The 14,398-nt window shown below is 71.3% G+C and carries 8 protein-coding genes; 5 read left to right on the forward strand and 3 right to left on the reverse strand.

Annotated elements, in window-relative coordinates; translation table 11 throughout:
* Window positions 1-38: 38 nt before the first annotated feature.
* On the reverse strand, window positions 39-1,484 hold the full coding sequence (gene ngcE / locus OG866_RS10490; RefSeq protein ID WP_329333621.1) for an N-acetylglucosamine/diacetylchitobiose ABC transporter substrate-binding protein: 1,446 nt from the start codon (window positions 1,482-1,484) through the stop codon (window positions 39-41).
* 367 nt (window positions 1,485-1,851) lie between these two features.
* Here ngcE and OG866_RS10495 point away from each other — a divergent pair, with 367 nt between their 5' ends.
* The 5 genes from OG866_RS10495 (at window position 1,852) to OG866_RS10515 (ending at window position 11,685) form a co-directional block, all read left to right on the forward strand.
* On the forward strand, window positions 1,852-5,616 hold the full coding sequence (locus tag OG866_RS10495) for a GH92 family glycosyl hydrolase (protein WP_329333622.1): 3,765 nt from the start codon (window positions 1,852-1,854) through the stop codon (window positions 5,614-5,616).
* A 22-nt stretch (window positions 5,617-5,638) separates the two neighbouring features.
* Entirely contained in the window at window positions 5,639-7,576 is a 1,938-nt protein-coding gene (locus OG866_RS10500) for an alpha-glucuronidase (protein WP_329333624.1), read from the forward strand.
* Window positions 7,577-7,665: 89 nt separating this feature from the next.
* Window positions 7,666-9,060, forward strand: a complete 1,395-nt coding sequence (locus tag OG866_RS10505) for a hypothetical protein (RefSeq protein ID WP_329333626.1) — start codon at window positions 7,666-7,668, stop codon at window positions 9,058-9,060.
* A 61-nt stretch (window positions 9,061-9,121) separates the two neighbouring features.
* Window positions 9,122-10,357 (forward strand): MoxR family ATPase, encoded by a 1,236-nt coding sequence (locus OG866_RS10510; protein WP_329333628.1) that lies wholly within the window; start codon window positions 9,122-9,124, stop codon window positions 10,355-10,357.
* 122 nt (window positions 10,358-10,479) lie between these two features.
* Window positions 10,480-11,685, forward strand: a complete 1,206-nt coding sequence (locus OG866_RS10515) for a vWA domain-containing protein (RefSeq protein WP_329344026.1) — start codon at window positions 10,480-10,482, stop codon at window positions 11,683-11,685.
* On the opposite strand, the gene OG866_RS10520 is transcribed toward OG866_RS10515, so the two are convergent.
* Together OG866_RS10520 and OG866_RS10525 are read right to left on the reverse strand one after the other, a co-directional pair.
* The gene (locus OG866_RS10520) at window positions 11,678-13,681 is read right to left on the reverse strand and encodes a beta-galactosidase (RefSeq protein WP_329333629.1); all 2,004 of its coding nucleotides are present in this window, start codon (window positions 13,679-13,681) and stop codon (window positions 11,678-11,680) included. The genes OG866_RS10515 and OG866_RS10520 overlap by 8 nt on opposite strands.
* Complete coding sequence (locus tag OG866_RS10525; protein WP_329333630.1) at window positions 13,678-14,358, reverse strand: hypothetical protein; 681 nt, start codon at window positions 14,356-14,358, stop codon at window positions 13,678-13,680. The genes OG866_RS10520 and OG866_RS10525 overlap by 4 nt, the downstream gene beginning before the upstream one ends.
* Between the last annotated feature and the right edge of the window lie 40 nt (window positions 14,359-14,398).

Raw genomic sequence — 14,398 nt, forward strand, 5'->3', positions numbered from 1 at the left:
CCGGGCCGGAGCGGTTCCGGCCCGGGAAACGGCGTCGGTCAGTCCCGGTGGTTCTTCTTGGAGTTCGGGTCCTTGGCCTGCTTGTCGACCGCGGCCTGGGCGCGCTTCAGCCATTCCTTGGGCTGGATGCGCTTGGCCATCAGCTCGTTGGACGCGGCCTCGATGGCCGCCCCCATCTCGCTGTACCAGTCGACGTACAGGTAGCGGAAGGTGTTGTCACCCGCCGCCTTGGACGCCTCCACCGTGGACTGGGTCCCCGGGCGCAGCTGGACGCCGCTGTCCACACCGTCCTTGAGGATGGTCAGCGAGTTCGCCTCCTTGGCGAACTGCGTGGACCACTCCTTGGAGAGCATGCGCCGCATGAACTCCTTGGCCCCGGCGAGGTTCTTCGCCTTCACCGGGATGATGAAGGGCTCGCCGGCGCCGGCCCGGATCGCCTCGAAGGGCAGCTTGCTGTCGGGCAGCAGCGGCATCGGCAGGAACTTCATGTCGAAGTCCGCCGGCGTCGTCTTGAGCTGCTCGTTCTCCAGCCAGGAGCCGCTGGTGATGAACGCGGCCTTGTACTGGTTCCAGCGGGTCTGCGACTCGGTGTGGGTCAGGCCGTTGGTGCCGGGCATCAACAGGCCCTTCTCCACGACCTCGTAGATCGCCTCGACGCCCGCCTGGGCCGCGTCGGAGCCGACGAACGCCTTGGGGTCGAGGTTGTCGATCGCCTTCATGGCGTCCAGGCCGCCGGTCTTGGCGATCAGGTCCATGATGGCGACGTTGATGTAGTACGGGTACTTGCCCTGGTGGGCCAGGCCCCCGATGCCCTGCTTCTTGGCGTCCGTGCAGACGGCGACGAAGTCGTCCCAGGTCTTGGGCTCCTCCCAGCCCTTCTCCTTGAAGAGCTTGCCCGAGTACCACAGGCCCCAGACCGTGTAGATGTAGTTGAGGGCGACGACCTTGCCCTCGAAGGTGCCCGGGTCGAGGGTGCCGGTGATGAGGGTGTCGCGGACCTTCTTGGAGGGGTCGTCGACCGACGGGGCGTCCAGCACCTCGGCGAGATCGAGGAGCTGGCCGTTCTTGTTGAGGACGTCGACCTTGATCTGCTGGGCGCCGGAGTCGTCCACGATGTCCGGCGGGTTGCCCGCGTTGAAGCGGGGCTGGAGCTTGCCGGTGATCTCCTGCGTGCCGGTGTGGGTGGAGGTGATGCCGAGCTTCTTCTGGAAGTCGGCCTCCCACACCTTCGCGTAGTTGTCGCCGTAGCCGCCCTTGAAGATGACGACGTCGAGCTTGCTGCCCTTCTCGGCGCCGAAGGGGTTCTCCTTGGTCGTCTTGCCCTTGGGGGTGTCGTTGCCGGAGTCGTCGTCCCCGCCACCACTGGCACACGCGGACAGAAAACTCATCGTGGGTACGGTGATCAGACCGAGTGCGGCGGACCGCTTGATCACATCACGGCGGCCGACGGAGCCTTTGTCGTTCTCGGCGGAAGTGGATCCCATGCTCAAGTCCTCGCCTTCTCCAGGACTCAGGCGGTGAACCGGATCCTCGCCGGCACCGCGATCGGGTCACGCTGGGTCGTGCAGGAAGTGCGAACGTGCGGTTGAACGGATCGGTGAATCGCCGACAGGTATAGTCCACTTCCCGCCAGCGGAGCAAGATCGAATGCAAGGTTGGCCATGGGTCTTTTCCGAGTTGAGACCTCCCGGAAATATGTGCGGCCTGTGTACCGGCGGACGGAAATATGCCCGCCATTACGCCCGAATGCCACACCCAACACCCTTGACATCACTGTGCACTTGGGCCCCTACTGATCCTTGCGCATCGAAGCTGACAACGTTGTCCGCGATGGCAGGGAGGCACTGCTGCATGTGGCTCAGGACTCGGCACAGACATGGTCCGGCGGTCGTCCTGACGGCCGCCTTCGCATGGGTGGTGGCCTCCCAGGGGGCCGCGGTCGCCCTGCCGGAGGCGCCCGCCGCCGACCGGGAGTTCACGTCCTCCTTCGAGACGGACGACCCCGCACCCGACTGGCTGAGCACCCCCGAGCGCGCCTCGGGCGTCGACGGCGGCTACAGCAGCGGCATCCCCGGCAATGTCACCGACCATGTCACGGACGTCCGCGCGAGCGCCGAGAACACGGCCGGCGGCGAGGTGAAGGAGAACCTCGCGGACGGCGAGGCCGGCACCAAGTGGCTGGCCTTCGCGACCTCCGGCTGGGCCGAGTTCGACCTGGACAAGCCCTACCGAATCGCCACATATGCCCTCACCTCGGCCAATGACCACGCCGAACGCGACCCCAAGGACTGGACGCTCCAGGGCTCGGCCGACGGCAAGGACTGGAAGACCCTCGACACCCGCTCCGGCGAGACGTTCACCGAACGGTTCCGGACAAAGTCGTACGACATCGCGGAGCCGGCCGACTACCAGCACTTCCGTCTCGACGTGACCGCCAACAACGGCGCCGAGGGCATCCTCCAGCTCGCCGACCTACAGCTCTCCACGGGCGGCGGCGGTGGCCCGGTCCCCGCGGACATGCTGACGCTGGTCGACCGCGGGCCGAGCGGCTCGCCGACCGCCAAGGCGCGCGCCGGGTTCACCGGCGAGCGGGCACTGCGGTACGCCGGACGGCACACGGCGGACGGGCGGGCGTACTCGTACAACAAGGTCTACGACGTGGATCTCGCCGTCGGCCGGAACACACGGCTGTCCTACCGCGTCTTCCCGGCGATGGCGGACGGCGACCGGGACTACGACGCCACGAACGTGGCGGTCGACCTGGCCTTCACCGACGGCACCTATCTGAGCGGCCTCGGGGCGCGGGACCAGCACGGGTTCGGGCTGTCGCCGCGGGCCCAGGGGGCCGCGAAGGTGCTGTACGTCAACCAGTGGAACAGCGTGGCCTCGCGGATCGGCACCGTGGCGGCCGGGAAGACGGTCGACCGGATCCTGGTGGCGTACGACTCCCCGCGCGGCCCGGCGCGATTCCGTGGCTGGCTCGACGATCTGCGCATCGAGACCGTGGCGCCGGAGAAGCCGAGGGCGCATCTGTCGGACTACGCGCTGACGACCCGCGGCACCCAGTCCAGCGGTGGCTTCTCGCGCGGCAACAACTTCCCGGCGACGGCCGTGCCCCATGGCTTCAACTTCTGGACGCCGGTCACCAACGCGGGCTCGCTGAGCTGGCTGTACGACTACGCGCGGGGCAACAACGACGACAACCTGCCGACGATCCAGGCGTTCAGCGCGAGCCATGAGCCGAGCCCCTGGATGGGCGACCGGCAGACCTTCCAGGTGATGCCGTCGGCGGCCTCCGACGTCCCGGACACCGGTCGTGAGGCGCGGGAGCTGGCCTTCCGGCACGAGAACGAGACCGCGCGGCCCTCCTACTACGGGGTCAGGTTCGAGAACGGCGTGAAGGCGGAGATGGCGCCGACCGACCACGCGGCGATGCTCCGCTTCAGCTACCCGGGCGACGACGCGAGCGTCCTCTTCGACAACGTCACCGATCAGGCGGGGCTGACTCTCGACAAGGCGGCAGGGGTCGTCACCGGCTACTCGGACGTGAAGTCCGGGCTGTCGACCGGCGCGACGCGGCTCTTCGTCTACGGCGTCTTCGACCAGCCGGTGACGGACGGCGGCTCGGAGGGGGTGAAGGGATATCTGCGCTTCGACGCCCCGACCGTCACCCTGCGGCTCGCCACCTCGCTGATCAGCCTGGACCAAGCGAAGGACAACCTGCGGCAGGAGATCCCGGACGGCACCGGCTTCGACACCGTACGGAACCGCGCCCAGCGCCAGTGGGACCGGCTGCTCGGCAAGGTTGAGGTCGAGGGCGCGACACCGGACCAGCTGACGACCCTGTACTCCAGCCTGTACCGGCTGTATCTGTACCCCAACTCCGGTTTCGAGAAGGTGGGTTCTCAGTACAAGTACGCGTCCCCCTTCTCCCCCATGCCCGGACCCGACACCCCGACGCACACCGGCGCGAAGATCGTCGACGGCAAGGTGTACGTCAACAACGGCTTCTGGGACACCTATCGGACCACCTGGCCGGCGTACTCATTGCTGACGCCAAGTCAGGCGGGCGAGCTGGTCGACGGGTTCGTGCAGCAGTACAAGGACGGCGGCTGGACCTCGCGCTGGTCCTCCCCCGGCTACGCCGACCTGATGACCGGCACCTCCTCGGACGTCGCGTTCGCCGACGCCTATGTCAAGGGCGTCGACTTCGACGCCGGGGCGGCGTACGACGCGGCCGTGAAGAACGCGACGGTCGTACCGCCGATGTCGGGCGTGGGCCGCAAGGGCATGGAGACCTCCCCCTTCCTCGGCTACACGAGCACCGAGACCCACGAGGGCCTGTCCTGGGCGCTGGAGGGCTACCTCAACGACTACGGCATCGCGCGGATGGGGCGGGCGCTGTACGAGCGGACGGGTGAGAAACGGTACGCGGAGGAGTCCGAGTACTTCCTCAACCGGGCCCGGGAGTACGTGAACCTGTTCGACGCGAAGGCGGGCTTCTTCCAGGGGCGGAACCTGGCCGGTGACTGGCGGGTGGAGTCCTCGACGTACGACCCGCGGGTCTGGGGGTACGACTACACCGAGACCAACGGCTGGGGGTACGCGTTCACCGCCCCGCAGGATTCGCGCGGCCTCGCCAACCTGTACGGCGGACGGGCCGGCCTCGCGGAGAAGCTCGACACCTACTTCGCCACGCCGGAGACCGCCTCCCCCGACCTGGTCGGCTCCTACGGCGGGGTCATCCACGAGATGACCGAGGCACGGGACGTGCGGATGGGCATGTACGGGCACTCCAACCAGGTCGCCCACCATGTGAACTACATGTACGACGCGGCCGGTCAGCCGTGGAAGACCCAGCGGGGCGTCCGCGAGGTGCTGTCCCGGCTGTACGTCGGCAGCGACATCGGGCAGGGCTACCACGGCGACGAGGACAACGGCGAGCAGTCGGCCTGGTACCTGTTCTCCGCACTGGGCTTCTATCCGCTGGTCATGGGGAGCGGCGAGTACGCCGTCGGCTCACCCCTGTTCACCAAGGCGACCGTCCATCTGGAGAACGGCGAGGACCTGGTCGTCCGGGCGCCGAAGAACAGTTCCCGCAATGTGTACGTCCAAGGGCTCAAGGTCAACGGGCGTTCCTGGAACTCGACTTCACTCCCCCACTCGCTGCTCGCGAAGGGCGCGGTGCTGGACTTCGACATGGGTCCGCGGCCGTCGGCCTGGGGCAAGGATTCGGCACCCACGTCGATCACTCGGGACGACGAGGTGCCGACGCCACGGGCGGACGTGCTGAAGGGGGACGGGACGCTGTTCGACGACACCTCGGCGACGGAGGCGCCCGTGGCCTCGGTGGACCTTCCGGTGCCGGGGCCGGTCAAGGGCGTTCAGTACACGGTGACTTCGGGCGGGGACCACACGAAGGCGCCGACCGGCTGGACGCTCCAGGGCTCGGCCGACGGGACCACTTGGCAGACCCTCGACCGGCGCTCCGGGGAGTCCTTCGCCTGGGACCGGCAGACACGGGCGTTCACCGTGGGGTCTCCGGGTACGTACGGGAGGTACCGCCTGGTGATCGACGGCGAGGCGGTGGTCTCGGAACTCGAACTGCTCGGCTGAGCAGGGGTGATGGAGGGGTCTCATGCGAGGTGTCGATCCGGCCTGGCTGGCGGACGAGGTGTTCCGGCCGATCGGCACCCGGCGGACACTGATCCGCGGCTCGGGTCCCCTGGTGGACACGGTGTACGGGGAGGTGGCGGCGGCCTGCGCACGGTACGGGGGCGATGTCACGCGTGAACCCGAGGCGTACGACCTCCTGTTGGAGCTCGACGGCACCGGCGACTCCGAGGGGTTCACCTACGAGCGCGGTGCCGGACGCACCACCGTCACCGCGTCCGGCGCGCGCGGGCTGCTGTACGGCTTCTTCCATGTCGTCCGGCTCGGGGAGGACGCGTTCCTCCCCGAGCCGACGCGGGAGACGCATGAGCCGGCTGTGGGACGGCGCATGCTGGACCACTGGGACAACGTGGCCGTGCACCCGGTCATGGGCCAGGTGGAACGGGGTTACGCGGGCGGCTCGCTGTTCTGGGAGGACGGGCGGGCGCGCGGGGATCTGGAGCGGGTGGCGGCGTACGCCAGGCTGCTGGCGTCCTGCGGGATCAACGCGATCGCCCTGAACAACGTCAACGTGCACACGGAAGAGGCCCGGCTGCTGACCGACCGGATCGGTGAAGTCGCCGAACTGGCGGGGGTGTTCAGGGCCTACGGCGTCCGGACGCATCTGTCCGTCACCTTCGCGGCGCCGGTGGTGCTCGGCGGACTGTCCACGGCCGACCCGCTCGACCCGGCCGTGCGGGCATGGTGGGCGGCGGCGACCGCGCGGGTCTACGAGGCGATACCGGACTTCGGCGGCTATGTGGTGAAGGCCGACTCGGAGGGGCAGCCCGGCCCGTTCGCGTACGGCCGCAGTCACGCCGACGGGGCGAACCTGCTGGCCGCCGCGCTGGAGCCGTACGGCGGCACGGTCCACTGGCGGGCCTTCGTCTACAACCACCACCAGGACTGGCGGGACCGTACGACCGACCGGGCGCGTGCCGCGTACGACCACTTCACGCCGCTGGACGGGGAGTTCGCGGCGAACGCCGTGCTCCAGGTGAAGCACGGGCCGATGGACTTCCAGGTACGGGAACCGGTCTCGCCGCTGATCGGCGCGATGCCGGGGACCCGGCTCGCGGTGGAGCTCCAGGCCACGCAGGAGTACACCGGGCAGCAGCGGCATGTGTGCTGGCTCGGGCCGATGTGGAGCGAGGTGCTGCGCTTCGGGCAGGAAGAGGGGCTGACCGTGGGCGAGTTGGCGCGCGGCGGGCTCGTCGCCGTGTCGAACGTCGGCGACGACCCCTTCTGGACCGGGCATCCGCTCGCCCAGGCCAACCTCTACACCTTCGGGCGGCTGGCCTGGCGGCCGGACGCGGACGCGCCGGAGATCCTCGACGAGTGGATCCGGCTCACCTTCGGGACCGCTCCGGCGGCGGGGGTGCGCGCGGTGCTGGCGGGGTCGTGGCGGACGTACGAGAAGTACACCGCGCCGCTCGGGGTCGGTTTCATGGTGCAGCCGGGGCATCACTACGGGCCGAGCGTGGACGGGTACGAGTACAGCCCGTGGGGGACCTATCACTTCGCCGACCGGGACGGGGTGGGCGTGGACCGCAGTGTGGCGTCCGGTACCGGGTTCGCGGGGCAGTACGGCAAGCGGTGGGCCGAGGTGTACGAGACGGTCGCGTCCTGTCCCGACGAGCTGCTGCTGTTCTTCCATCATGTGCCGTACGGGCAGGAGTTGAAGAGCGGCAAGACCGTGATCCAGCACATCTACGACACGCACTTCGAGGGCGTGGACGAGGTGGCGCAGGCGCGGCGGGTGTGGGACTCGCTGGCCGGGCTCGTCGATCCGGTGCGGCATGCGCGGGTGGCCGAGTTGTTCGAGGAGCAGCTGCGCGGTGCAGGTGAGTGGCGGGACCAGATCAACAGCTACTTCTTCCGGAAGTCGGGGGTCCCGGACGAGCGCGGGCGGATTATTCACTGACAGATCGTGTCCGGGGTGCTTATGATGCCGCCGATGAAGAACTTCTCCTCGTTTGGATTGGGGGACTCGTTCGCTACAGGTGAGTGCTGATGGCAGCCCACCTCGCGAACGGGATTCCGACCCGCCTGTTGATGTGGCAGCGCGTACGTGAGTACGCCGTGCCACTGTCCATGATCGAGACCTCGACGGCACGGCGTACCGCCGGTGACTGGGCGGGCGCCTGCGCCGCCGCCCGGGTCGACGTCGATCTCGATCTGCGCGCCGTACGTGATCGTCACGGCACTGAAGTCACTGCCCGGCTCCGGGCTGATCTGCGCCGGCTGGCGCCGGATCTGCTGCGCTGGCACATGCCCAGGATCGCCCCCGACGGGCGGCTCCGGCCGGGCATGACGCTCTCCCTGGCCCGTTACCGGGGTGACGCTCCGCTGCATCTGGTGGTGCGGACGCCGCCGGCCTGGGCGGACGCCGGGCAGCGGATGGCGCTCGCGCTGTGGGAGGAGTCCGGGGACAGCGACCCCGGGCACCATCCGCACCCGCACCCCGACCGGCGTTTCCGGCTCGATCTGCATCGGCACCTGTGGGACGTGGAGCGCAGTGGCGAGCTCGCCCGGCGCTGCGCCGACGACCCCGACTCGTCGTGGGCCAGGGCGCGTTGGGCCGCCGAGGCGGAGGTGATGTTCCGGGCCGACGGCCGGTCCCGGGGCGCCTTCACCGTGCGGCTCGATGCGCGCAGTCGTGCCGTGCTGGAACTCGTGGCGCCCGACGACAGTCACGCGCCGACGTTCCGGCCGGTGCGGGAGGAGCCGCCACCGCAGGAGGTCGCGGCGCTTCCGGTGCTGCCGGAGGCGGCGGCCCGGGTGCTTGTGGACCTGGAGCTGCTGCGGGCCGGGCTGGTCTCGGTCGAGGGGCTGCATCCGCTGGTCGGCGCCGCGTTGACGGCCCACGGCTCGGCGTCGCCGGCGACGGCACGTCCGGTCGCCGAAGTACGCGATCCGCACCGCGTGGAGTGCCGGGGCGAGGTCCATCGGATCGCGCTGCGGGACGGGGTGCTGACGGCGATCGACCACGAACCCGCCCAACTGCGCCGCGAGGACCTGCTGGTGGCGCTCGGCGGGCCACCGCTGCCCTGTCTGCGCGCGATCGACGCCGTGCACCGCAATCCGGAGGAGCTGCCCGCGGTCCGGGAGCGGCTCCGGCACGGTGACGTCGTCGGGGCGCTGACCGTGGTCGAGGGGCTGCTCGGCCCCGGTGCCGTGCTGCGGGACGGGCCGCTCCGGGAGGAGCTGGAGTCGGCCGCGGCCCGCCGCCTCGACCACGGCCTCTACCGGTCGGGCCTGGTCCCCGAGCACCCCGCCGCCGGTGCGGTGGGGAGTCCGGCGCGGCCCGAGGCGGGTCACCGCCCGCGGCTCGACCGCCGGACGCCTCATGAGATGCGCCGCAAACGGAACGGTCGGGCCCGCCCGCGCACCGGTCTGACCGTCTGACCCCGACTTCCCCTTTCCGGGCTCCCGTTCGGGACCCCCTCACACCCCTCAGGTGATGCCCATGACGTCCCATGCCCTGCTGCCCACGAACCCCCAGCTCGCCCTCGCCGACGACCTCCTGACGCTGCTCCGGACCACCGACACCGAGCCCCGCCCCGACGACCAGCTCGAAGCGCTCACCCTGGCCGTCGCGGCGGACCTGCCCGTGCTGCTGTGGGGCGAGCCGGGCATCGGCAAGACCGCGGCGCTGACGCAGCTCGCCGACTCGCTCGACCTGCCGCTGACGACCGTGATCGCCAGCGTCCACGAGCCGACCGACTTCTCCGGACTGCCCATCGTGGGCGAGGACCCCGCGGTGCAGGGGGTGCCGATGGCACCGCCGCAGTGGGCCGTCGAGCTGGTACGCGCCGGGCGGGGACTGCTCTTCCTCGACGAACTCTCCACCGCCACCCCGGCCGTGCAGGCCGCACTGCTGCGGGTCGTGCTGGAGCGCAGGGTCGGCGCGCTCCAACTGCCGCCGGGGGTAAGGATCGTGGCCGCCGCCAACCCGCGGGCGTCGGCGGCGGACGGGTGGGAGCTGAGCCCGCCGCTGGCCAACCGGTTCGTGCACCTGTACTGGGTGCACGACCGGGACGTGGTGGTGCGGGGGCTCGGCGGGGTGTGGCCCCGGGCCGAGCTGCCCCGGCTGGAGCCCGAGCGGCTGGCGGATGCGGTGGCGTTCGCCCGGCGCGCGGTCTGCGGCTTCCTGCACGCCCGGCCGACGCTGATCCACCGGCTGCCGAGCACGGAGACGCGGCGCGGCGGAGCCTGGCCCTCCCCGCGCAGCTGGGAGACGGCCCTGACGCTGCTCGCCTTCGCCACGGCGGCCTCCGTCTCCCAGGAGGTGCTGGCGCTCCTCGTGCGGGGCGCGGTGGGCGACGGGCCGGGCCTGGAACTGCTCGCCCATCTCGACCGGATGGACCTCCCGGACCCGGAGTCGCTGCTGGCCGACCCGCCCACCGCCGAGCTGCCGGAGCGCGGCGATCTGCGGCAGGCGGCGCTGGAGGCGGTGGTCGCGGCTGTCGGGGCACGGCCGGAACGGGACCGGTGGGAGGCGGGCTGGGCGGTGCTGGTGCGGGCGATGGAGACCGGAGCCCCGGATCTGCTGGTCGCCCCGGCCAAGGCGCTGGCCGCGCTGCGGCGCGACGACTGGGAGGTTCCGGCGACGGTGGAACGGCTGGCCAAGGTCGTCGGCATCGCCGCCCGGGCGGAACGGTCGGTGGAGCGGGCGGCGGCCGGGATCGGGGTGAGCCGATGACAAGGTCCGCGCCGCGCCCCGTACCGCGCCCCATGCCCCCGTCTCCCCCACCGCGCCCGGTGCGGGCCGCGCTGCCGCAACCGCCCAGCAGCCCGGACGCGGATGGCCAACTCCCCCTGGACATGGAGAAGTTGCTGGCCGCCCGGCTGCACGCCGTCAAGGTCCGCCCGTATCTCGCCGTGGCCCTCTTCGCGCTGCACATCGTCGAGGACCGGTCGGTGCCGACGATGGCGGTCGACGCGCACTGGCGCTGCTATGTCTCACCCGCCTTCGTGGCGCGCATGCCGGTGGAGGAGCTGGCGGGTGTCTGGGTGCACGAGGTGTCCCATCTCCTTAGGGACCACCACGGACGGGGCGAGCGCTATGCGCGGGAGAACGAGGAGTACGGCCCCGGGGAGCGGCTGCGGCGGAACATCGCGGCCGACTTCGAGATCAACGACGACATCTACGGTGACGGTCTGCCCCGGCCCACCGGGGCCGTTCTGCCCTCTCTGCTGGGGCTGAGCGACGGCCGGCTGATGGAGGAGTACCTGCGGACGTCGTCCATGTCCGGGCTCGCCGCCGACCTGGCCTGGGTGGACTGCGGCAGCGGCGCCGACGGACAGGCGCGGCCCTGGGAGCTGGGCGCCGAGGGGGCGAACGGGCTGACCCGGCAGCAGCGGGACGCGGTGCGCTTCCGGGTCGCCGAGGGGATCAAGGGCAAGCCGGGTGACACCCCGGACGGCTGGCGGCGCTGGGCGGACGAGACGTTCCATCCGCCGCAGCCGTGGCGGCAGTTGCTGGGCGCGGCGATCCGCGCGGCGGCCGGTGCGCCAGGGGTGGGCGAGAACCACACCTACCGGCGTCCCTCCCGGCGCTCGGCCGCCGTTCCCGGGGTGCTGCTGCCGAGTCTGCGCCGGACCCCGCCCCGGGTGTGCGTGGTGATCGACACCTCCGGGTCGGTGAGCGACGCCGAGCTGGGCAGTGCGCTGCTGGAGGTGGCGGCGATCGCGCGGGCCGTGGGCGGGCGGCGCGATCTGGTGTCGGTGATCTCCTGCGACGCGGCGGCGGGGCTCGCCGCCCCGCTCTGCCGCGCCGAGGACATCGAACTGATCGGCGGTGGCGGAACGGACCTGCGTTCCGGCTTCGCCCGGGCGCTGCGCTCCCGGCCTCGCCCGGACGTGGTCGTCGCCCTCACGGACGGCCAGACGCCCTGGCCGTCGGAGCCGCCGCCCTGCCGGACCGTCGTCGGGCTCTTCCCGCGTCCCACCCGTAACGGGAAGGAACGCGATCCGGACTACGTCCCCGACACGCCGCCGTCGTGGGCCCGTGTCGTCACCATCAACTGAGCGGACGCAGTACGGCGACGCCGAGCGGGTCGAGGGACAGGGGTTCGCCCTGCTCGATCCGCTTTCCGGTGAGGAGGTCGGTGGCGGTGGTGAGGGCGGTCAAGTGGGCCGGTTCCGGGGCGTGGTTGAGGACGAAGAGGAGGCGGGTGCCGTCGGGGGCGACGCGGGTGGCGGTCTCGACGGCGGGGTGGTCGGCGTACGGGCCGAGCAGGTCGTGGCGGGCGAGGATGCGGCGGATCACCTGGTCTACGCCGGGCTGGTCGAGGGCGGTGGCGACGTACCAGCCCTCGCCTTTCCCGAAGGCGTTGCGGGTCACCGCCGGGGTGCCCGCGTAGAAGTCGCTGCCGTACGTGGCGACCGGCTCGGCGCCGCGCGGCTGGACGATCTCGAAGACCAGGCGGGCCTCGGTCCCCAACTCCGGTATCGGCTGGGTCACTTCCGGTGGCCGGGCGTCCCACTCGTCGACGCGGACGCCCATGAGCGGGGCGAGCGGGCCGGGGACGTCGGCGAGGAAGGCCCGGTCGTGTGCGTCGGCGCGGCCGGAGAGGAAGGTCGTCAGGACGGTGCCGCCGCGTGCGGCGACGGCTTCGAGGCGGCCGGCGAGGTCGCCCTTGACCAGGTGGAGGACGGGGGCGAGGACCACGTCGTACGCGGTGAGGTCGGCGCTCTGCGGTACGACGTCCACGTCGGCGCCGGCCTCGCGGGCGGCCCGGTAGTAGGCGTGCACGACCTCCTGGTACTTCACCAGCCGGGAGGGGCCGTCGGAGATCTCCAGGGCCCACCAGCTGTCCCAGTCGAAGAGGAGGGCGGTGCGGGCGGGGGTGCGGGCGCCCAGGGTCGCGTCGCCGAGGAGATGCAACTCCCGCCCCAGGTCGGCCACTTCGCGGAAGACGCGGGTGTCGTCGCGTCCGGCGTGGCCGATGACCGCCCCGTGGTACTTCTCGCAGGCCCCGCGGGAGGCGCGCAGCTGGAAGTAGAGGGCGGCGTCGGCGCCGTGGGCGAGGGCCTGGAAGGTGGCGAGGCGAAGCTCCCCCGGCCTGCGCAGGGGGTTCACGTCCCGGCAGGCCGTGGTCGACGGGGTCTGTTCCATCACCCAGAAGGGGGCGCCGTCCTTGAGGCCGCGCATCAGGTCGTGGGCCAGGGCGGGCCAGGTCGGCGGGGCGTCGAGGGGCGGGTAGCTGTCCCAGGACGCGAAGTCGAGGTGGGGTGCCCAGCGGTGGTAGTCGAGGGGGCGAAACATGCCCATGAAGTTGGTGGTGACGGGGGTCTCGGGGTCGTGGCTGCGGATCGCCTCCTTCTCGGCGAGGAAGCAGCCGAGCAGCGCGTCGGTGGTGAAGCGGAAGTAGTCGAGGGTGATGCCCTGGAAGGCGGTGTGGTCGGGGCCCCGCCAGTGCTCGGTGAGGGCGCTCGGCGGCTCGCTCTCGGCCCAGTCGGTGTAGCGGTGGGACCAGAAGGTCGTCCACCAGGCGTCGTTGAGGGCGTCGAGGGTGCCGTACTGGTCGCGGAGCCAGTTGCGGAAGGCGTCCGCGCACAGCCCGCAGTAACAGACGCCGCCGTACTCGTTGTTGATGTGCCAGGCGAGCAACGCCGGGTGGTCGGCGTAGCGTTCGGCGAGGTGTCCGGACATCGCGGTGGAGAGCCTGCGGTACGCCGGTGAGCTGGGGCAGAAGTTGTGCCGCTGGCCGTAGCGGTGCCGGCGGCCCTCGAAGTCGGTGCGGTTGACCTCGGGGTACTTCCTGGCGAGCCAGGGCGGGAGGGCGGCGGTGCCGGTGGCCAGGCAGACCTGGCGGCCCTCGGCGGCGGCACGGTCGAGGATACGGTCGAGGACCGTGAAGTCGTAGGTCTCCTCGGCGGGTTGGGTGAGGGACCAGGAGAAGACGCCGACGGTGAGGGTGTCGATGCCGGCCTGGCCGAAGAGGCGGTGGTCCTCGTCCCAGACGTCCTGCGGCCACTGTTCGGGGTTGTAGTCGCCGCCGTACGGAATCCTGCCGGTCATGCGGTGAAGTCCCTCTCGGTCTCGGCGATCACCGCACGGCTGCCGTGCAACAGGGACAGCAGCAGCGGGGCTGCCAGCAGGGCGGGCAGGGCCTCGGTCAGCAGGGCGGTCCCCGCGGCGGTCAGGACGAGCAGCGAGGCGGCCGCGAGGGTGGCACGGCCGTGCCGGAACAGGAAGTACGCGGCGAGCCGGGCGGTGTCGCGGGTGCGGAAGCTGAACAGGGAGGTCAGGACGAGTGCGTGGGCGCCCCACAGGAGGGAGCCGAGGCCGACCGCCCCGAGCAGTACCGCCCACCAGCCGGGCAGCCCGGTTGCGGAGAAGTGGGTGAGCGTGAAGGCGATGACCGTGAGCCAGGCCAGCAGCGGCGCCCACAGCCGCAGCGCCGGAAGCGCGTTGAGACGCCAGCCGCGCCGGTAGGCGCGGGCCGGGTGGAGGTCGGTGAGGTCGCGGTCGCGGTGGTGGAGGGCGTAGAGGGCGGCGGAGGCGGCGGGGCCGAGCGGGAGGAGGCATACGGCGGCCAGAGGGAGGTTCGACGGGTCGGCGCCCAGCAGGAGGAGGCCGGCGAGACCCGGGCTCGCGGCGGCCAGCAGGAGGGCGCCGACCGTGAGGAGGGTGTGGATGAGGGCGACGGCGCGGGAGAGGGAACCGCCGCCGAAGGAGACGGCGGGTGCGCTCATCGTGGGTCCCTTCGTGGGTCCCGTCCTGGATCCCTGCGCG

Origin of the sequence: Streptomyces sp. NBC_00663 (genome assembly GCF_036226885.1) — a bacterium.
In the GTDB taxonomy this organism is placed as follows: domain Bacteria; phylum Actinomycetota; class Actinomycetes; order Streptomycetales; family Streptomycetaceae; genus Streptomyces.